The following is a 20,863-nucleotide window of genomic DNA, read 5'->3' on the forward strand; positions in this document are numbered from 1 at the left end:
CAGCACGAAAGTCTCGGCCACATCGTTGAGCGGACTTCATTGTGGCGAGAGAATCGGACGTCTGGGCTCTCTACGCGGGAGTCGAGGCCGTCAGTCCTGACTTCGGTCATTTGGGTTAGTGCCTGAGTTGGGGCCGGTTCATCGAGTCGAGGATCGTCTGCTTGTCAGTGGGGATGGCGGGTGGGATGGTCTGCTCGGTGGCGTTGATCGCGATGGTGGCTGAGCGCAGTGGCCGGAGTTGTCGGATGACGTTGCGGATCGCGAGTCCGGTGCGGTTTTGGATCTCGCGGCTGACCGCGAGGGCGGTGAACACGATGGTGAGGTGGGCCTCGATCGCGTCCTTGGTGTGGTGGAACATCGGCCGGGCGCGCAGATCGGTCTTGGACATCCGGAAGGACTGCTCGACGTGCCATAGCTCGTGGTAGCTGGCGATGACCTCGCGTGCGGGCATGACGCCGGCGGTGATATTGGTGACGTAGCCTTTCAGCCCGACCAGGCGCCGCGCCCGCGCGAGTGAGACCTCGTCCAGGCTGCGTGACCCGTTGCTGGTTTTGACGAACCGCGGAGCCTTGGCGGTCTTGTCCCCGGCGACTACGTCTTTGGCCCGGTTCTCTTGCAGAGTGAGAGTTTTGTTGTCGCGCACTGCCCGTTTGGTCGAGTAGGCCCAGACCGCCCGCCACGACCCGGGATGCTGTTCGGGATCCCAGACCGGTTCGGCTTTGAGCTTGGGGTTGTTCTCGACCTTGTGCCCGGTGCGCGGGGTGATCGTGTCGACGACTTGCCCGTCGGTGAACGCGTCGCCGTGCCAGCGGAAGTGGGACTCCAGATCGGCTGGTGCCTTGGTCACGCGGGAGCCGACGATGAACCTCAGGTTCGCCTCATCCAGTTGACGCAGGTTGCTGGCTGACAGCATGCCTGCGTCGGCGACCACGACCATGTCGGCCAGGTTGTGGCGGTCTTGGAAGGCTTTGATGATCGGCACGATCGTGGTGGTCTCGGCCTTGTTGCCTTCAAAGCAGCCGATCTCGAGCGGGAAGCCGTGCCTGTCGACCAGCAGACCGACCACGACCTGGGGATCGACGCGGCGTTCCTTGGAGTAGCCGACCTTGCGCAGGTCGTCTTCCTTCTCGGCCTCGAAATACAGCGTGGTGACGTCGTAGAGGCACAGCGACACATCGCCGCTGGCCAGCACGTGCTCAAAACACGCGGTCGCGATCTGCTCGCGGTAATCGCGCTGCTGAGCCCGTATCAGGGTGCGGCGCATCGTCTTCTCGCTGGCCGGTTTGCACCCCAGATCGATCAGGACACGACCGGTGTCCAGGATCGAGGTCGGCTCGACGATGCGGGCGATCACCAGATCACGAAACGTCTCGTCCCCGACCGCGGCGAACCCCAGCGCGCGATAGACCTCCGCGAGCACGTCGAACAGCAGCCGCGACGACGTCGCGACCACCTGCGGGGCAGACACCCGCGGCTGTTCAACACCTCGGACCGGCCCGGCGAACAACCCCGCGTCCACAGCAGGAGCGACCAGCCGCGCCTTCTTCTGCGTCGCCTCCAGCCCCAGCTCGAGCTCACCTTGACCAGCATCACCCAGCAGCCCACGAGCCCGCTCAAGCAGCAGACCCAACTCAGCCTCGGTATGCGCCGAACCCACATGCGCCACGATCCGCCGACGCCCATCCACATACTCAGCGACCTGCACAGCCGTCGCTCCCGAGGCCGTTCGCACCCGCCGCACCCACGCCACAACCCGAGCCTAGAACACTAATTAGTGCCTCAGACCACCTCCCCGGCTGGCCATCACCGCAGGTCAGCGCGCTGCGCCCCGACGAACCGAGAAGGAGTGACCGAAGTCAGGAGAGAATCGGACGTCTGGGCTCTCTACGCGGGAGTCGAGGCCGTCAGTGGCCGAGCCAGCGACATAACACGCGCATGCGTTCTGCCGTCATGCACCTCGAGCATCCGAAATGCACCTCGAGCCAGTTCTCCTTGCGGTGGGCGCCACACTGATCGTGTTGCCTACCCTCCTGCGCAGGGAAGGGCCCCTGGCAGTTGCCTCGTCGAACGATGCTCCACCACTACCTGCTCGGTGCAGGCAGCAGAGCGTCCACATCGCCCGGCAGCGTCTGCCAACTCCGGCCTGAGTGCGGCACGAGGTCGTTGGCCACGCCCGAATCCCTTAAACGCTGCACGCGATCATTCAGTAGCTCCCACAGTGGAACCTGATCGTCTAGCTGGTGCTGATGACCTGCGTGGACCCTACGCGACGCGGCTTTGTCGCACCGGCCGGCGATAGCCACTGAAACGGAGAAAAGGCGAGGCGACAGTGTCGGCAGAGGTCGGTACGGTAGTCCGTACTAACAGACGAGCACAGACTGGCTGGGGAATACATGAACGGGCCTGTCGAGCCGGCACCCGACGCAGACGAGCCGTCCGAGGGCGGTAAGGAAGCAGTTGCGTCCTCCGATGGAACGTCCCCGGTCAGTGGCGAGGCGCCGCTGGTCAATAACGAAGCAAAGGCGCCGAGCGGCTCGAGCCCATACTCGACAGGCGGTGGCGGTGCGTCCCTCGCCGCTTCGGTCGCGACTGTGTATTTGGCGAGCATGCTGACCGGGTCTCGCCGTCCCGAAGCCTCTGAGCTACCGGTTCGCCGGGTTGCGTTCCAGACCGGTCCCGAGCACCCGGTTGATGATCTCCTGGTCACCTCCAGTGATGGCGAGTCCGAGATGACGCTGGCAGTTGCCTGTCGCGCGACTCCCGATTTCGTTCAGAGTGACGCCGAGACAGTCAAGTTGGTCGGTTCACTGCTCGCCGAGGTGGAGAAGTTCAACAGTGACTCCCACAAGGTGGCAGTGGCGGCAGCCGGGCGTTCGAAGCAGTGGGACGAGGTCGCCACGTTGTCCGACATCGCTCGGGTCCACGCGAACGCTGCTGCGTTCGAGGCGTCCATGGGTGTGGATGGCCGCTGGCTGCAGTCAGTGCGCAAACGGTTCTCTCAGCTTCGGAGCATGGTCATGAAGGGCCTCGGTCCCGACGTGACTGATGCGGAAGTGTCTCATCAGACGTGGCGTCTGCTGAGCCGCTTCCACATGCTCTCCTTCACATTACAGACACCGGACGTCGGTGACCGCACAGCGATCGCGACCTCGCTCGATGCCGTAGCGGATGCAGCCGCCGACGGGCTGATACTGCGAGACAAGATCGAGGTCGAGTCCGCGCGCTACGACCGGACCGGCGCTGTAGTCGACGTCAATCTGTTGCGCCGCGACCTGCACCGACTGTTGAACATCGCCAAGACGCGGAGCCGTTCCGCATGGAAGGTCCTGGAGGAGCATCGGCAACTGGCGGTCAGCGGGGTACGTGGCAGCATCGGCGATGACAAAGTAGGCGGCGTGGTCGAGATCTCCTTCTCTGACCGGCGTGCACGACTCACCGAGGGTCTACTGGCGGCGGGCAACGGTGGCGGGTCAGCGCTGCTAGTCCAGGGCGAGTCCGGTATTGGCAAGAGCGCGTTGACGCTGTCGACGGTCGCCGAACTCGAGGCGGCCAACCCACGTGGGTTCGAGGCAGTGGTAGTGAATTTCAGGAGCCTGCCACGCTCAAGTCTGGAGTTGCGCACTGCTCTTGGCATGTCGCTCCAAGACTTACTTGCAGAGCTTTCTGCCCCTCACAGGGTCCTGGTGATCGATGCCGCTGACGCGGCTCTGGACCAGTCGGCCGCGCTTCTGAGCGACCTAGTATCGGCCGCGAAGGCGGCCGGCGTTGGTGTGGTCGCTGTGAGTTCGGATGTCGCATCGGCCTTCGTTTCCGAGCAATTGGCGATAGTGTTCGGCCAGCCGGTCATTCCCTTCAAGGTCATGGCGCTCAGTGATGCAGACGTCGCGCTGGTTGCCGCGCAGATCCCGCGTCTCCGTCCGGTTCTGCGTGACCTGCCCGACAACTCGCTGCTGCGTCGCCCCATCGTGCTCGACCTACTCGCCCGGACCGGGGTGGAGCTCGAAGGGAATCTCAGCGAATGGGACTGCCTAAACCTGGTATGGACCAACGTCGTCCGCGCCGAGAATCGCCCGGGCGCCGGGTCGTCACACGCACGGGAACAGACACTCCTCGCGGCTGCGGCGTCGGTGATGCAACTCCCGCCTGAGTTGCGCCCCGCTGCTGGCATCGACCCCGAGGCGGTCGACGCACTCAGGCGAGACCACCTCCTCGCACCCGCAAGCCCGTACCGCGAACAGCCCGAGTTCGCCCACGACGAGGTCCGTCGCTATGCGACGGCCATCCTGCTGGTACGCGCCCAGAACCTGACACAGGTCCTCGCCGGCTCCGCGGTCCCGCGATTGGCACTTTCGGCCGCGACGCTCGCCTGCAAAGGCCTGTTAAGGGAGGCTGCGGTCCAGCAGGAGCGGCGATTCCGTGACTTGTACGATGACTTCCAGGCGTTCGCGACCGAGCACGGAGTTCGGTGGGCAGACATTCCGATTGAAGCGGTTCTGGAGACACCGAAGGCCTACGACTGCCTCAAGGCTGCACTCGCAGACGAGTCGACCGAACTGGTACTCGCCGACATTGTCCGCATCGTGGCGCAGAGACACAAGGTCGGTGGACTCATCGACCCGGTCGTTGCGAGCGCCGTGATCCGCATACTCCTGGACCACGAAAGGCCATGGGACGTTTCAAAGGACTCATTCGAGCTGCTCGCGGACTGGCTACAAGCCCTCGCCCTCGCGGATGCCCCCCAAGGAAATGAGCTGCGCATCGCTTTGCGAGCACGCCATCTTGCGCATTGGAAGGCATACCCACCGCGCGAGCCGAGCGAGGACGACGACCTCACTCGATCGATGCGATCCTCGGGTCTCCCAACCCGCCGCCACCGTCACCGACGACGCAACCTGGACTACAAGTTAACCAAGGAAGAGTTCGTCGAGACCCTAGCGCTCCTCGGGCCTGACCTCGACGACGAGACCGAAACGTGCTTGCATGCCCTCGCCAATGACGCACCCGCATTCCTCGCACCCGCGGCCGATTCACCGGTGAGTGCTCGCGCGATCGCTCAACGCGACCCAGAGCTGCTGGCCACCTTGATGGAGGCCTATTACATCGACGACGCACCCGACTGGCATCGCGACGAAGGCGTCCGTGGCCACCAAGGTCGCTGGACCGGCTTCGGAGGTCCCTTTTGCATGTACTACTTCGGCGGGTTCTGGCAGCTGTGCCAGTACGCCGATTTCGAGACCTTCGTCCGGGTCCTGAACAACATCTTGAACAGCGGCGCCCGGGCACGAGTCAAAACGTCGGCACGGCTCAACAGCTCAGACCCGTTCGCACTCTCAGTCGACCAGAACCGCGAGGTCGTGTCCGACGAGGGCGAGGATGACGAGCGAGGGTTCAGCCTGAACCTGGACGGCACCCCGCGGCTCTATGTGGGGGACTCCCACGTCTGGAGCTGGTACCGAGGCACCACCGTTGGCCCCTACCCGGCGATGAGCGGGCTCCAGGCGATGGAACGTGTCATAGAGACGTGGCTGGATCAGGGCCTCCCAGCAAGACGAGTCATCGAGATCGTTCTCGACGGCTGCGAGAACCTCGCAATACCCGGCATGCTGTACGGCACCCTGGTACGCCATCTCGACAAGGTCGACGACGTTCTTGACCCCTTCCTCGCAGAACCTGCGGTGTGGCAACTCGAGTTTGCACGCAGCACCCACGAGCACTCCGGCCTCGCCTCTCAGACCGAAGGACTCCGCAACCTCGACCGGCGCGGTTGGACCCCCCGCGAGGTTGCCGCCATCATGCTCGCAGGTGGCGGCGAAGAGCGGGCCACGGCGCTGAAGACAGTCGGTAAGGGACTCATCGAGAACGGTGATCGGCTAAGCATCAGCCAGAATCTGACAAAGAACTGGGCGGCCAGTCTCGACGCGGACAGGTACAAGCTGACGCCCGTGGCCGATGGGGTACGCATCGAGGTGGAACCGCCACCCGAAGTCCTCGCTGCACAAGAAGCGCATGCCGCGTACCAAGAGATGGTCAACGACACCGTACGACTCCAGAACAGATACTGGGGCGCGCGCAAGCACGACGCGGATTACGTGACGCCGACGTCCGAGGAAATCGCCGCCGACCTGGTGACTGGGCGCGCGCTCCTCGAAAGCGAGGACGGCATCCAGCCGCTTCGACCCCTGGACGCGGTTGCTCACGTCGTCCGCGCCGCGGTCGAGCGAGCAGCCGCGGGCGATCCGCGCGCTCTGGGCTACGAAGCGACGTTCGCAACTGAACTCGTCCTTGGGATCTCGTCCTGGTTCCGCGATGTCGAAGACCAGCGCGGAGAAGGTCAGTATTTCGATCTCGGCGCCGACCGGGCAGTCGCTGCCGCACTCCCTGCATACCTCACCCAGGATCTCACCAATGCGTTGGGCGACGCGGGCGGCACCATCGGTGACGTCGTGGAGGCCGGACTCGCCATAGCCGGCAGAGCCCCTCTCGAAACGCGTCTATTCCTCGCCCGAGGCTGCGACATCGTCTGGCCCGCACCCTGCAACGATGAGCCATGCATCCATCGAGCAGCTCTGGACTGGCTTCTCGAGACTGCTCGAAGTGCCGAGCTTGGCGCCTGGAACGAGGACGGGTCCGGCCGCCACCCGGCACCCATCGAAGGCGACGTCGTTGCCCGGCTCAGAGAGCTCTCCGGTGATGCGATTTACATCGGGGTGCTCGGCGCCGCCATCCGCGGCCTCGGCGCCGCCGCGGCCACTGACCACTGCCGCACGGCGGACGCATCGGACCTCCTCGCCGCGTTCCTCGATATCCAAGGCCGGGCGATCAATGCGCACGAAGAACATGGCTGGCACGCCGACGACCGCGGCACCCATACCCTCATCGCCGCACGAGCACTGCTCCACAGCTACGCGAAGAACGGTGACCCCGCCCCAGTCCTCGCCCACCTCGACATCCTGCGCAGCAACGCAGGCATCATGTCGAACTTCCTACACGGCCTCGCCGCAGCCGGGTCCGAGAACGACAATCTCGCCAACGCTGCACAGAGCCTGTGGCCCGTCGTCCTGCGCCACGGCCTTACCTACCGAGGCAATGACGACAGCCCATACAAAGACCACTACTGGGGCGACGGGGCAGTCGCCGCGCTCCTCCCCGACCCCCTTCCATGGACCTCAGGGACGCACAACGAGATCACAAACGCGCCCATCGACTGGGTCCGTGCCGAAGATCTAGTCACCCTCATCGATGACTGGCTCCCTCTCGCCCGCGGTGAGGGCAAGGGGGTAGACGCACTCATCGGATTCCTGCGCAGGCTTCCGTTGGATGTGCAGGCGACACGTGGCGTCGGCTGGGTCAGGGACCTGTGCATCCAGTCAGGTCGAGTCGTCGTCAGCCGGTCGTGGTTGCTGAACACCTGGCTCAAGGAGACCCGCAACGCTTCCGAGGAGCTCGGGCGCCTAGGTGATTGGCAGACCCTGGTCGATTTCTTGGTGGTCGCAGGCAACGAAGGGTTAGCACCGTACAGCCGCTGATGCCCGCCGTTAGGCCGGTCCCAGCTTGATCACACCGGATGACAATCGCCGACCTTCCGCGACATCCAAGAGCCAGCCTTTGACGCCCGCCGGGCATACGTCGTCGGCTCACGACAGCTTTCGATTGCCAGGACGGATGACCGCACGTCGGTAACGGGAAGCGTGACCGCTCCAGACAGGCGTGTCCCTGGCTTTTGTCGCGCATAACCGTAATTATGCGCTGCCTGGACCAGTTATTCGGGCCCGATTCAAGTAGTCGCAAGCCCGCCACGTTGGCGGGCATCGATCACGGGTTCGGCCGTTCGTCATCGAGAATTTCTTCGCTGACCTCAGATCGCTGCGGAGACGATCGCAGTCGACGCAGCAGGGCTTGCCCGAAGATCGCGACCCAGGTGATCGCGGTGGTGACGACCGCCACGGTGAGCATCTGCGTGGTGGCCTTGTCGAACCCCGTTTTTGCGTCGGGGAGACTCGTCACCGCCGATACCGCTACGCCGATACACACTAGGACGAGGCTGGCGAGTTCGGGCTTGGTCGTGTCGGAGAACCTGGGTACGAGTGGAATACGTCTCCACCAGCTTCTGATGACGAAGAACGCGCTGAGAGCCAAGGCCGTCACAAGAGTACTGACGAGCTCGGCACCAGCGAATTCCGTAGTCGACTCGTCCACGCCGAACATCAACAGGGAGTACAGGGCGCCGATCGACCATCCCCAGCTGAAGACACAGACGAACCCCAGCACACCGACCCCCAACTCCATCGCGTACTGCAGGCCCAGGGGGACCTCGCGCACCGGTGCGGTCTGCTCGACGGGCGCCAACAGTTCAAGTTCTGCATGGTTTTCCGCGACCGAGGTGGTACGTCGGAGCAAGATTTCGCCGCTCGTGTTGTCCGCTCGTAAGACGGGCTGTGGCAGATCTTTCTTGGCTAAAGCCGCCCGCAGCAGCCGGTGCGTGTTGATCACCGTCAATGGTTGACCCGCCAACGGCGAGCCGTTCTCGAGCACCCCCAGAAGCTCACCTGTGTAGGCCGTGTACTGCTCGCCAGCCGGCGAATGCGCCCGCTTGTTCTTCGGAGTGGCCGCCATCACGGACGTCCCTACCACAGTCAACTCCCGCTCCTCGAGTGAGTCGACCGACATCCGCTCGAGAGCCAGCCCGGAATAGCAGCAGTCGAGGATCAGCAGACGCGCTCGCGCCGAGCTCTCCGCGACGACATCCCGGACCCACCGGAACTCCACCGCGCTGCCGTCCAAACCATCAGGGTCCGTCCGCTGAACCGTCAGGTAGAGATCGTCTTCCCGCCGATGATGACGCAGTCCGTGCCCGGCGTAGTAGACAAGCAGCAAGTCCTCAGCTTGACCGGCGGCCTGTCGGAGGCGTCGCATGAAGGCGTCAGGCGAGTCCGGGTTCAGCACTACATCGCAGTTTCCGGCAGGCAGGATCCCGCTCGTCGGGTCGGTCAACGCGCGCGAGAGCGCGGACAGGTTCCGTCGCACGGCCGGCAGAGCGGGCAGATTCGAGTTCGCGAAGCGACTCGTCCCGATCAGGACGGCTCTGGACCGGTCGCCGTTCGGCACATCCATGCTACGAACTCTCGTCCAGGAACTTGCGGGCACTGTCCAGCGTGACCTCGGCGTCGGCCGCAGACCCGGCCGTCAGCTCCAGCTCGCGACCGTCAGCCGCCTTCAACTTCAGCGTGACCTTCGTAGCGGACCGCTTCGCCGTCGCCCATTCCCGGATAGAGATGATCAACGTGGCCACCGTCGTACTCGTCAGAACGGTCACGATCGCATCCAACGCGCCGCCCATCTGGCCTTCCTGGATGGGCGGTCCGTCGAGCCTGACCTGGCCTCGCAGATCGTCCTCGTCACGCAGCCAGTTGGCCAACGACCGCAGTTCCTCCTCGGCACCGTCGATCGTGATGCGCGCGATCCCTGAGTCCATGAATTACCCCCTGACGGCCGGACAGGAAATAATCATATTCGGGTCAGGCACGGTCTGGATCTTCATCTACCGGTCAATATCTGTACTTTTGGGCAGAGCTATCGCAGTAGCCGGACCACAGGAGGAGATCGGTGCATCTCGCCGGTCACAGCTCAGGCGAGGTGTCTTGCTCAGGCTCGAGCGGCACCTCGTCAGCGCGGCGCACCCGAGTGCGTCGCGATTGGCAACGTGACCAGTAGTCGGCCAGGGGAGGGTGAGGAGCAATGCGTCGTGAAGTCGCTGGAGTCCGTCGTTCGTCATCCTCAGTGTGGCTGGGGAGACACCCCTCGGTAGGGCAACGGCTTGGACTCGTCGAAAGGTCCTAGCCCTGGTCTTTCAGTAGTCCGTTGATCGGTGGCACTGATGGGGCGCTGGGGTGCAAGCGTTGTTGGGCGTGACGGATCTGCCGGCTTGCTGGCTGTTCCGTTGTCCTTTGGTTGTGGGCGGTCAGGGGCGTGGATGTTCAGGTGCGGAGCGGGCGCGGGATCGATGCGAGGCTGGTGAACGCGGCAGCGAGATCGTGGGCCCAGGTCCAGTGTTCGGCCAGTCGCAGGTAGGTGCGACGCTGGCCGTGGGTGATGCGGGCGGCGGTGTGCAGAAGCCGGTAGCGCAGCGCTTTGGGTTCGCATTTGGCCAGGTCGCCGTCCAGGAGCAGGTGCTGGGTCCAGGTGATGAGGTCGATGCCGGTGAGGGCGAGTTCGAGCCAGGCTGCGTTGAGGGCGAACAGTCTGGACGGGAACCGGCCGATGCCGGAGTCTTTGGCTTGCCGGATCCGGTCTTCGACGCGGGCGTGGGCGCGGTGTCGGGCTTCGAGGTGGGCGAGCTGTCCGGTCGGGGTGTCGGTGGCGAAGGCTTGGTAACGCAGCCCGTGGTGTTGATCGAACAGGGACAGTTGGGCGCCCGGGTGGGGCCGTTCGCGGCGCACGATCACCCGCATCCGTTCTGGCCAGCCCGCGGCGGTCAGTCCGTCCAGGAAGCCGGTGATTTCGGCGACGTCGGCGCCGTCACGCACCGATCCGTCGGCTTCGATCGCAGGCGTCCACGCTGCCTTGGGCAGTGCGTCGATCGCGGCCTGGACCGCAGGCGTCATGGTGAACCCGACCGAGAACTCCACGTCCAGGTCCTGGGCGCGCAGCCCGCGCAGATGTCTCAGCCAGTCCCTGGTGGCACCCGCTCCATCGGCACGGACCAGGATCGGGCGACCGTGCCTGTCAGCCTCGGGGATCTGGGCCAGCGCGAGATCGGTCACCGTTATGTGATCGGCTGCGTTGTTGCTGCCCGCGTTGCCCGGGCGCAGCAATCCCGCGAGTGCCTCGCCGGTGTTGTCGAGGAACGCCAGCAACGGGTGGTAACCGAACCCACCCTTGAACGTCGCCGCCGCCGATTCTTTCTCGCTGTGACAAGTCACCAGGCTGGCGTCCAGATCGATCACCAGACCGGGCAGGACCCGGCCACCCGCGGCCGCGGCCGGCAAATCTCGCCCGAGTTCGGCCCGGGCCAGCCACGCACGCTCGCGAGCGACCGCACGCGCTTGGCGCAACCGGCCCAGCACGACCCGATCAACGCTGTCCAGCACCCGCCACGCCGTGGCCGTCGAGGCCACCGGACCGAACAAATCGGGCTGGTCCCGCAGCACGGCCAGGTCCGAGATCGCCTCGCCACCATCGGCCAGCATCACCGCGACATCGACCAGCACCCGGCCCGGATCATGCCTCGAACGACGCTGCCGCAACCCACCCAGCGCCCCACTGAACCCCTGTGACAGCCCGGTCACATCGGCCAGATCCGCCAGCAACCGCGACCCTGCATGCGACGCGACACCCCGCCCATTGGCCGTCACGCAGACCACCGGACGCGTCGTTGCATTCTGCACCTACGAAGTGCCTTCCCGCTCGGATCGTTCTGGGACCTTAGACAAGTCCAGAATCCCTTGCAGGCAAGGCACTTCTCTACATCTACGACGCGTGTCGAACCCCGCGATCACATCGTTACTGCAAACCCAGGGCTAGGTGGGTTGACCGAGCCTCGGGAGCAAAAGTACCGCTCCATGGCCTCGAGGCTCGGAAGGTACGCAGTGGAGGGCGACGGTTTCTCTATGAGATCGTGAAGTTCGCGTTGACTCCGTTCGTATCGCCTCTGAACGTGGTATCGCTTTTTATGCAGCTGCTGACGAACGGCGGGCCGGTGGTGTCGCACCCAGATTTCGTGTAGTCGATTGAGATCACCTCGTATGTGTGATTCGAGGTCGGGACTGTGAAGACGAAATCATTGGTGTTGCTGGCTTGACAGCCTGAGCCGATCCAGCCGGTTTCGACGATCCCGGCGAAGTCATACATCTGACCCGCAGTAACGTCTCGTGTCCAGAACTTCAACGGCCGGGCAGGGTCTGCACAATTGAAGATCGTGTACGTTCTGATGCCCGGCGGCGGAGGCGGCGGCGGGGGCGGCGGCGCGGGCGTTGGGTCATACCAGACCAGATCTGGGCCTGTCGTCTGATTGCCGTTCACAAGATAGGAACCGTTCTTCGTGTTGTACAGCGCGTAAGCTCCGCTTGACCCGAGCCTGCGGCCTGCGCCAGCTTCGGAGGCAGGCGTACTCTCGTCGCCAATGGCGATCCACTCGTAGGACGGAGAGCCGCTGAGGCCGAGATCAACGCCAAAGCTCTGGTTCTCATACGTGAGCCAGCCGCGGCCAACCAGGTTGAGTGCGATCGCCTGCCCCGCCATTACTTGCGGTCCACCTTGCGCTGCGACTACCCACGGATCGGAGTTCTCACTGAATTCCAGATCGACGCCGAAGGTCCCGGCGTCATATGCGAGGAACGTTGCCTCATCCCTTGCGATGGTCTGGAGCTTGCCGGTTCCACCGTTGGTCCCCGACAGGCCCTGCCATTGGGCGATGTCGTTGGGCACTGTCTGCGGGAATCGGCTGAGGTCCGGTCGAACCGTGCACTTCTCATCCGTGTAGCCGGTGTGCGTCGTGTTGAACGCTCCGATTCGGTAGCATTGACCACTCAAGCTTGTGTCGGCATCTGAATAGGTAAATGTCGGCGCCGGGTTAGTTCCCAGACGATTAACAGTTGGAACACTATGGATCGTCACCCAATCGCCAACCTTGTTCCGCTTCTGAACCTCGAAACCGCTCTCGTTCTTGCTGCGGTCGCCCCACCTCACAACAACCGTGCCGGCGCTGGCGATGAGCGTCTCGGGCCCAAACGTAAACGGAGCATCCACTGGGCCACTCGCTCGCGCAGCCCATTGGGGGAAGTCCGCTAACGCCTGATTTTGGACGGTGAAGGTGCCGTTGCCATTCGAGAGAGCGACAGGGATCGTCGTCCAGCCTGGCTCCCCGGTCTGAGCGAGGTCGGTCCGACCGTCGTTATTGAAGTCGCCGCCGAGCACTGTCGCCTCACTACTGGCCCAGTAGGGGAAAGAACCCGCGGGGTTGTTGTGGACGGTGAAAGTACCATCGCCGTTTGACATGGCAACCGGGATGGTGACGAACTCGGGCGCACCGGTGAGCACCAAATCGGTTCGGCCGTCATTGTTGAAGTCACCAGCGGTCACCTTTGTCCGGGCACCGCTCGCCCAATAAGGGAATTGCCCGGCAGGATTGTTTTGGACGGTAAAGGTACCATTCCCGTTCGACATGGCAACCGGGATGGTGACGAACTCGGGCGCACCGGTGAGCGCCAAATCGGTTCGACCGTCATTGTTGAAGTCACCAGCGGTCACCTTTGTCCGGGCACCGCTCGCCCAATAAGGGAATTGCCCGGCAGGATTGTTTTGGACGGTAAAGGTACCATTCCCGTTCGACATGGCAACCGGGATCGTGGTCCAACCGGCAGCACCGGTCAGCGCCAAATCGGTTCGACCGTCATTGTTGAAGTCGCCAGCGGTCACGGTCGCATTGGGTGCCGCCGCCCAGCCTGGAAACTGGCTTACCGGACTGTTGTGGACGGTGAAGGTACCATCGCCATTCGACATGGCGACCGGGACCGTGGTCCAACCGGCAGCACCGGTCAGCGCCAAATCGGTTCGACCGTCATTGTTGAAGTCGCCAGCGGTCACGGTCGCATTGGGTGCCGCCGCCCAGCCTGGAAACTGGCTTACCGGACTGTTGTGGACAGTGAAGGTACCATCGCCATTCGACATGGCGACCGGGACCGTGGTCCAGCCGGCAGCACCGGTCAGCGCCAAATCGGTCCGGCCATCACCATTGAAGTCCTCATTGATGATCTTGACGCCTGGGCCGCCGGCCCAGTACGCGAATTCCGCGGCAGCGTGGTTGGTGCGGGTGAACGCTCCACCCGCGCCCTGCGCCAGAGCAACTGGCAATGTTCGGAAGCCCGCTGTGCCTGCAAGCGCGATGTCCGTACGGCCGTCGGCGTTGAAGTCCCCATTGAGTGCTATCGGAGCCTCCCCGCTCGATGACGGCCGCGATGGCGACGCGCTCGCATCCGCAGGTGGCGGACCTACACTGATCGAAACTGCCGCGGATGCAACGAGCAACGTCAAGAGCGCAACGACGACGTGCGCTCGCAGACGGCGCTTGGGAATTCGCAGGACAGTCGAAGACCTAGCAAAATGTTCGAACACACCTTCTCCTTGCCACCGAGTAGGATGCAAAGTCCTCGTGTGGGTCTCAAACTCACACGTGGCTCCTGATAACGAGCGCGACCCGCCCTCCCGCTCGGGCACCCTCGTCCATTGCACAGATTGGCGTAGTGCAATGGGCAGACGCTGGGAGATCCCTGGAACTGTCGCTGACGCCGTCATCAGTCGTTCTGCGGCGGTCAGCGCGTTGCGCACCGGGGCACGTGCATTCGGACCGACCCAAGGTGGACCTTCGGGGAACGCCGCGGACCGTCTCGAGAGGTACAACGACGGGTCGGTCCATCCGATGTCGGAGCAGACCTGCAACACAGGCATCTCGACAGACTCTTACCTCACGACCTCGCCATCTATAGCAACTTATTGGTCAAGGTCAAGGAATCTGCGGTTCTCAACCACGTACTAGCCCGGATCTTTCGTGGGTCGGTCGCGGGTGGTTGGCTGCGGCTCGGTGGCCGGTTTGCGGGGTTGATTCTTGCAGTCGGGTAGGACAAAGCGCCCGAGTGTCGTCGCGGGTGGGCGCCGGTTCCACGGGCCGGGTTTGTTCGGGTCGCTGTGGTGGTTGGGGTGTGGTTTAGCCGGGTGTGTTGTGGGCGTGGAGCCGGGTGAGGCCGGTGTGCAGCAGGATGGTCCAGGCGGCGTTGCGGGCGAGGTGGACGGTGGTGCGGCGGCCGGTCCGGGCGATTCTGGCGGCGGTGGAGAACAGTCGTAGGCGTAGGCGTTTGGGTTCCCAGCGGCGGGCCTGGTGGGTGGTGCCGTCGGTGCCGGTGAACGCGAGTAGCTGCGTCCAGGTGGTGATTTCGCAGGCCAGCGCGACGATCGCGCACCAGATCTGGTTCTGGGCGAAGTCGTGCAGCGGGAGGTTTCTGAGTCCGGCAATCGCTGGCCGGTGATCCAGTCGAGGAACTCGTGGGTGCAGCCGGCCGAGTCGGTGCGGATCAGCACCCGGCGGCCGGGCCGCGTTCCGGCTCGGTGTCCGGGGAGTTGTTTGAGAGCCTCGCGGACCACGGCGATGTGGTCGGCGGCGGTGTTCGATCCGGCGTTCCCGGGCCGCAACATGACCGCGAGTGGTTCACCGGACCCGTCGGGTCCGTGGTCGACGAACGCGCACAACGGGTGGAATCCGTGACCCCGCTTGAAGGTTGGCGCCGCGCCCTGCTTATCGCTGTGCGCACCGACCAGTGTCGCGTCGAGGTCGACGATCAGCGGATCGCCGCTATCACGGCCGGTGTCTGGTGCGTGCTCACCGGCCAGCGCCCATACCCGCGTCCGGGCTGCGGCCCGAGCGGTGTTGATCGCTTTCAGCACCGCCTCGACATCGCCGGCCAGCGCATCGACCGTGCGCGACACCGTCGGGTCCGAGGCGACCGGCCCGAACAGCCCCGGCTCACCCCGCAGTACCGCGATATCGGCCAGGCAGTCTCCACCTAGCGCGAGCGCGACAGCCAGATCGGTGACGATTTTGGCCGGGTCATGCCTGGCCAACGGTTTGCGCCACGGCGCCAACGCCCCCGACAGCTCCGCGGCCAGACCGCTGGCCCGGATCGTCTCGGTGATCAGCAGGCCACCGGCCTGCGACACCACCCCTGAACCAGCCGCATCAACACGGACACACGGATACAACCCGGTACTCTTCACCTCGAAGGTGCTCCTCGATACGCGACGACATGGTCCTAGACAAACCACATCGTCGCTGGTCAGGAGCACCTTTCAGTTCACCAACACAGCCTCACCACCAAACCCCGTGAAAGCACCGGGCTAGCGGCCTCAGTCCTGTCCTGATCGGCGACTAGCGCCATGTTTCTCCCGTTCGAGTTGGTCCGAAGACTGGTCGAGCGCGTGATACGCGATGGTGGCGGGGAGTCACTCTTAGGACTAGCGGCAATCGCCGCGGCGCATCCTCGGTTGATTCGGCAGGTTCCGGGTCTGTGGGATGCTCTCCAGTCTCAGCAATTCTTACTACGCATCCGTCGTCGTCCTTCTGTGGACCGCGGAGGAGCAATGCGAGCCACGCGACCGAAGCTTGATTCGCGACCCTGCGCATGACAGCCGACCGTGCCGCGGCGAGACTTTCCCGTCCGATAGCACCCGAGAGGTTCGATCCTCGTTTGTCACATATCTCCGGACAGAGCGGCCGACATATTGGCACTCACGCACCAACAGCATGGCCATCTACGACGGGCTCACCCCGGAGTACCTTGCCCATGTCGAACCCCTCGATGCCCTGTTTGTTGCCGAGACTTGGCCCGAGATGAATGGTGGCTTCATTCGCCACCTACCTGGCGGGCCACGACAAATTCTTGCTAGTGTCGATCCGCTGTCCTACCTCCGAACCCTTCGCAGAATGACTTGAGCCTCTCCGCGTGATCATGTCGACGTCCAACGGACGGGACTGCCGCCCACAGTTGACCTCTCCGGAACGGCGCAACCCCGACCGGCGCGCCCGGCGTCAACAGGTAGCCGGGGTTGGTTGCTGAGGCTCAGCTCAGACGGCCCACCTCGTGGTCGACCGCACCTTCGCCTCAGGCGCCATCTTCACTAGGCCTCTGGCGCGATCCCGACGGCGCGCTATGCGACGAAGGCTCGCAGGCGTCTGAGGCCTACCACTCGCGCAAGCGCTCAATCTCTGGACTGCGAGACGCCTGGTCCGGCAGCTGCGATCGTGCTTGTTGTCGCCTTCCGGTCGGCAGGTAGTCAGCAAGCGGGCGCGTGAGCAGAAGTGCATCATGAAGCCGCTGATGACCGCCGGCCGCCATCCATAGCTTGGCCGGTGACTGGCCGCGAGGGAGCTCAAAGGCCTGGACCTTTCGGAACGATCCAGACAACTCGCTGAGGCATTCGGCAGCCGTTCGCTGAGCCGTGCGTGGGTCCGCGAGCGCGACGATGACCGTATCGGCCACCGTATGCGCGCCGAGGACCCTCGCCTGTTCGGCTGATAGCACTGCGCCGCACAGCGGGATACCCCACCCATCGCCCTCCGCTGGATCGGCTAACGCGTTCGATGGCGAACGCATCCCGAGGGTCGCTGACCAGGATAGGCGTGGCTTCACCATCCAAGAGGTCGAGCTGTTCTGCGATGCCGACGAGACTGTCCGATCGCCGATGAATCTGGGTTGCCGTCGACCTCGTGGAATAGGCCCTTCCTTCGTTGGCTCGTATGCCGATGAACCCGACAATCTCCAGGCAGTCGCTCCTTGCCGGAAGCATCAACTGGTCTCTGAACCGATCGACCAGTCGCTCGTCTGCACCGATGGCGCCCAAGCCAGCGTTTCGAACCGTTGTGAGGTCGAATCCTTGAGACCTACTACGAGCACACCGGAACCCCGATCAACAATTCCAGGACTCAGAGGTTCACAGCCAGGCGAAGTTCCTCACGCCAGATCGATCTCTCGCTCCGGCCCCGCCTGTTCCTCGAGTCGCCAGCGCTCTGTGTCTCGGGCTCTGGCTGGCCGACGGCCATTGATCGGCCGGACGACCGACTCGTCGTCGGTCCAGTCGAATCGCAGCCCTTCAGATCGGGCGAGCTGAGCCCCTGCCGAGTCAATGGCGTCATCAATCAGCTTGATGAGCCCCGCGATGGTCCAGCTCGTAGGCGGCCTGCCGACACCTTGCCCGGACGTCAACTGGACGTTGTTCGAATCCTCTTCGATCTCCACAAAGGCGAATCTCGTCGGCAGCAGGCGGACAGGGAACCTGGAATCTGGACTCCAGGACACCGCGTGTCGGCAACGGCGACCAGTCCCGCGCTGCGGACGTGGCACTGCACGCAGCCAACCGAAAGGACACCGACAGGCACAGCTGCTGCAGTTGCCACCAGCTGTGCGAACGTCAGCGTTCGTCCAGGGAACCAACGGTCGTCGGGTGGACAGAGACCTGAGTATGACGATGAGTTTCCGTACCGAGATCCGCGCCGGCGATGTCGAGGCTTTCGGCCGACTGTTCGACGAGTTCGCGCGCAATGTCTATAACCACACCTTTCGGCTTACTGGCAACTGGTCGACTGCCGAGGACGTGCTATCGCTGACGTTCCTCGAGGCTTGGCGACTTCACGCCAAGGTTGAACCCGAGGGCGAGTCACTGCGACCCTGGCTGCTTGGCATCGCAACCAACGTGGCCCGCAACTCCACGCGCGCAGCTCGTCGGCACGCGGCCATGGTCGCAAGACTCCCTGCATCGATCGATCAAGCAGACTTCAGCGACGAGATCGCCGGCAGGCTCGACGATGCCCAGCAGCTCATGGCCGTTCGCCACGCGCTGGGTCGATTGCGGCGCGCCGAACTAGAGGTCTTCGCGCTCTGCGTATGGGCCGGCATGGACTACGCAACCACTGCAGAAGTGCTCGGCATCCCCATCGGTACGGTGCGGTCTCGTCTCTCCAGAGCCCGCAAGAAGCTCTCCGACGCCATACGCGACCTGCTACCCGCAAAGCCGGAACCCGCTGATCTGAGCGGACAGGCACAGGGTGACTGCGGAAGTCCCGCAGCTCCGCCTGCTAAGGAGATACGACGATGAGCGGCAAGCACCACACAGGTCCCGATCCCGACATTCGTCAGCAGCTCTTCCGAATGGCGCCCCCGCCTGCCGAGAGGGAGATTCCTCCAGGCCGTCATGACGCTGTCAGGGGTCTCCTCATGAACGGAATCCGCAGCGTACCCATCGACCAGCCACCCCGACCGGTGCAGCACGCGACGAAGCACCGGGCCTGGTTGGCAGTCGCTGCAGGTGTTGCAGTGGCCGGCGCGGTCGCCGTCGCCGCGCTGACAGGCCCCGGCGGAACCTCTCCTGCCTGGGCCATCGCCAACGGCCCAGGCGACACGGTCATCGTCCGGATCAAGGAGTTCCGCGACCCTCAAGGACTCGAGCAGCGGCTGCATACCAAAGGCATCCCCGCGATCGTCGACTACATCCCGCCAGGCAAGGTCTGCTCACGCGACGGCCGGTTCTGGGGCCCGACCATAGACATGGCCGGGACGCCCGGCGCGGAACGTGTCGAAACGGAATTCCGAATCAGCCGAAGCGAGATCGGCGCAGGCCAGGCGGTGAACATCTTCGCCATGACGGCCGCCGGAGACCCCAACCCGGTCGTGTTCACTGAGAGCATCGTCCCTGCCAGCACTCCTCATTGTGAACTCGTCAATGCCGCGCTCGCGCCCGCCTACAGTCCAAGCTCAGTTCAACCATCCATTAACCCAACCCCCACACCCCGGCGCTAGCGCCTCGTCGTGGAACGTCGGCGTTGTAATCGTGTCAGGTCGACCTGGCACGCACGTCTGTCCCACGGCGAGGCGAACAGTGTGCCGTAGGCACAGGGAACCATTCCCTGTGCCGGTAGAACATGGCAGGAGGAATCCATGGTGGCCAGTATCAGCCCTCGAATCGGCCGGCTGTTCGATGAGTACCAGCACGGCGGCACCGATGCGCTCGACAAGTTTTGGCGTGAGGTTGCGGCGGGCGGTACGCCGCTGATCGAGGAGCCTGACGGGATCAGTGCGCTGGTCACCTTCGTCTGGCGCGGTTCGGCCGACTCGACGAACACTGCCTGGGGCGTGAACCTTCCGCTGCACCGCTTCATCGATACCGACCTTTGGTACGGCTCAGTGAGGTTGCCCCTGGATCTCCGCACCATCTACTTCATCTGCCACGACGGGGCTGACGCCGTGCCTGTCGAAGACACCGGTACCGGCCTGACCCACGTCGACGAGCACAACAAGGAGATTGTCTATTTTCAGCACGATCCCCGGGACCAATCCGACTGGGACTGTTGGGCTTCTTTGCTCGAGTTGCCTGCCGCGCCAGACGAACCATGGTCTGTCCCGCGGACAGATGTGCGGCACGGCTCGTTGACCGAAGAGCTCCTGCCGAGCATTGCGCTAAATGACACGCGTTGCATTTCGGTGTACCTTCCGCCGGCTGTTCGTACAGACGGGCTGCCGTTGCTCGTGATCTTTGATGGCTACATCGGAAGGAATCTGCAGCGGATCCCGGCGACACTGGACAACCTGATTGCCGCTGGCAAGATCCCACCGTTGGTCGCCTTGTTCGTCCATGGCCGCGATGATCGGCGCTCCGAGGAACTGACTCCAACCCAGCGGATGCTCGACTTCACGACCCGCGAACTGCTGCCGTGGGCACGTCGCCGATGGCGCGTCACCGACGACCCCTCGCAGCGCGTCATCAGCGGCGCGTCTCTCGGCGGACTGACAGCCATGTTCATCGCCTTGCGGGCCCCCGACTGCTTCGGCGCGGTCCTCTCACAATCGGGAGTCTTCTGGTGGCCAGCTCCCGAGCAGGGACAGTCGGAATTGCTGATTCGCGAGTACGCCGCGGCGACGCGCAAGCCGCTGCGTTTCTACCTTGACGTCGGTGACCGGGAGACGATGCCCGGCCACGGCGGTACGGCGTCAACACTCGCGACCAACCGGAAGATGCGCGACACGCTTCTGAATCAGGGGTACGACGTCACCTACGCCGAACATCACGGCGGCCACGACCCGATCAGCTGGCGACGAACAATCGCCGACGGACTGATCGCTGTGCTCGGGGCGTACAGCCAACCCTCAGGCCACGCTCACCTACTGACGGCTAACTGGACGAAGAATTGATCCGATCCGTCGACCAGCGGGTGAGGAGACTCATGAACCTACGGAAGCGACTGCGAACCAGAGGCGAGCCGGGACCGCCCGAGCCGACGGTTCCAGGAACGTCATTGCGCGAGATACTGCGCGGCATCGAGGGCGGC

Annotated in this window: 10 protein-coding genes and 1 pseudogene; 4 read left to right on the top strand and 7 right to left on the bottom strand. The window is 64.0% G+C overall.

Annotated elements, in window-relative coordinates; all coding sequences use genetic code 11:
• Positions 1-115 precede the first annotated feature (115 nt).
• Positions 116-1,750: an IS1634 family transposase gene (locus tag OG474_RS00575; RefSeq protein ID WP_405055942.1), complete on the bottom strand. Its 1,635-nt coding sequence runs from the start codon at positions 1,748-1,750 to the stop codon at positions 116-118.
• 856 nt (positions 1,751-2,606) lie between these two features.
• On the opposite strand from OG474_RS00575, the gene OG474_RS00580 reads away from it, so the two are divergent.
• Positions 2,607-7,526 carry a hypothetical protein gene (locus OG474_RS00580; RefSeq protein WP_405060159.1) on the top strand — a complete coding sequence of 1,640 codons (4,920 nt, stop codon included), beginning with the start codon at positions 2,607-2,609 and terminating at the stop codon, positions 7,524-7,526.
• Positions 7,527-7,812: 286 nt separating this feature from the next.
• On the opposite strand, the gene OG474_RS00585 is transcribed toward OG474_RS00580, so the two are convergent.
• From OG474_RS00585 to OG474_RS00610, 6 genes and pseudogenes are all read right to left on the bottom strand, one after another.
• Entirely contained in the window at positions 7,813-9,111 is a 1,299-nt protein-coding gene (locus OG474_RS00585; protein ID WP_405060160.1) for a caspase domain-containing protein, read from the bottom strand.
• Position 9,112: 1 nt separating this feature from the next.
• On the bottom strand, positions 9,113-9,472 hold the full coding sequence (locus OG474_RS00590; RefSeq protein WP_405060161.1) for a hypothetical protein: 360 nt from the start codon (positions 9,470-9,472) through the stop codon (positions 9,113-9,115).
• A 502-nt stretch (positions 9,473-9,974) separates the two neighbouring features.
• Complete coding sequence (locus tag OG474_RS00595; protein WP_405060162.1) at positions 9,975-11,384, bottom strand: IS1380 family transposase; 1,410 nt, start codon at positions 11,382-11,384, stop codon at positions 9,975-9,977.
• Positions 11,385-11,604: 220 nt separating this feature from the next.
• Positions 11,605-14,109 carry an FG-GAP repeat domain-containing protein gene (locus tag OG474_RS00600; RefSeq protein ID WP_405060163.1) on the bottom strand — a complete coding sequence of 835 codons (2,505 nt, stop codon included), beginning with the start codon at positions 14,107-14,109 and terminating at the stop codon, positions 11,605-11,607.
• 589 nt (positions 14,110-14,698) lie between these two features.
• Positions 14,699-15,762, bottom strand: a pseudogene (locus OG474_RS00605) (transposase).
• A gap of 1,733 nt (positions 15,763-17,495) precedes the next feature.
• Positions 17,496-17,780: a hypothetical protein gene (locus OG474_RS00610; RefSeq protein ID WP_405060164.1), complete on the bottom strand. Its 285-nt coding sequence runs from the start codon at positions 17,778-17,780 to the stop codon at positions 17,496-17,498.
• Positions 17,781-18,009: 229 nt separating this feature from the next.
• Here OG474_RS00610 and OG474_RS00615 point away from each other — a divergent pair, with 229 nt between their 5' ends.
• The 3 genes from OG474_RS00615 (at position 18,010) to OG474_RS00625 (ending at position 20,726) form a co-directional block, all read left to right on the top strand.
• On the top strand, positions 18,010-18,636 hold the full coding sequence (locus OG474_RS00615; protein ID WP_405060165.1) for an RNA polymerase sigma factor: 627 nt from the start codon (positions 18,010-18,012) through the stop codon (positions 18,634-18,636).
• 119 nt (positions 18,637-18,755) lie between these two features.
• Positions 18,756-19,337 (top strand): hypothetical protein, encoded by a 582-nt coding sequence (locus tag OG474_RS00620; protein ID WP_405060166.1) that lies wholly within the window; start codon positions 18,756-18,758, stop codon positions 19,335-19,337.
• 138 nt (positions 19,338-19,475) lie between these two features.
• Positions 19,476-20,726 (top strand): alpha/beta hydrolase, encoded by a 1,251-nt coding sequence (locus OG474_RS00625; RefSeq protein WP_405060167.1) that lies wholly within the window; start codon positions 19,476-19,478, stop codon positions 20,724-20,726.
• Positions 20,727-20,863 lie beyond the last annotated feature (137 nt).

Origin of the sequence: Kribbella sp. NBC_01505 (assembly GCF_045040285.1) — a bacterium.
Classification (GTDB): Bacteria; Actinomycetota; Actinomycetes; order Propionibacteriales; family Kribbellaceae; genus Kribbella.

Excerpts from the sequence above, each read along its gene's own strand:
- OG474_RS00615 (WP_405060165.1), top strand. The coding sequence starts at position 18,010 with ATGAGTTTCCGTACCGAGATCCGCGCCGGCGATGTCGAGGCTTTCGGC.
- OG474_RS00625 (WP_405060167.1), top strand. The coding sequence starts at position 19,476 with ATGGTGGCCAGTATCAGCCCTCGAATCGGCCGGCTGTTCGATGAGTAC.
- OG474_RS00585 (WP_405060160.1), bottom strand. The coding sequence starts at position 9,111 with ATGGATGTGCCGAACGGCGACCGGTCCAGAGCCGTCCTGATCGGGACG.
- OG474_RS00580 (WP_405060159.1), top strand. The coding sequence starts at position 2,607 with ATGCTGACCGGGTCTCGCCGTCCCGAAGCCTCTGAGCTACCGGTTCGC.
- OG474_RS00590 (WP_405060161.1), bottom strand. The coding sequence starts at position 9,472 with ATGGACTCAGGGATCGCGCGCATCACGATCGACGGTGCCGAGGAGGAA.
- OG474_RS00620 (WP_405060166.1), top strand. The coding sequence starts at position 18,756 with ATGAACGGAATCCGCAGCGTACCCATCGACCAGCCACCCCGACCGGTG.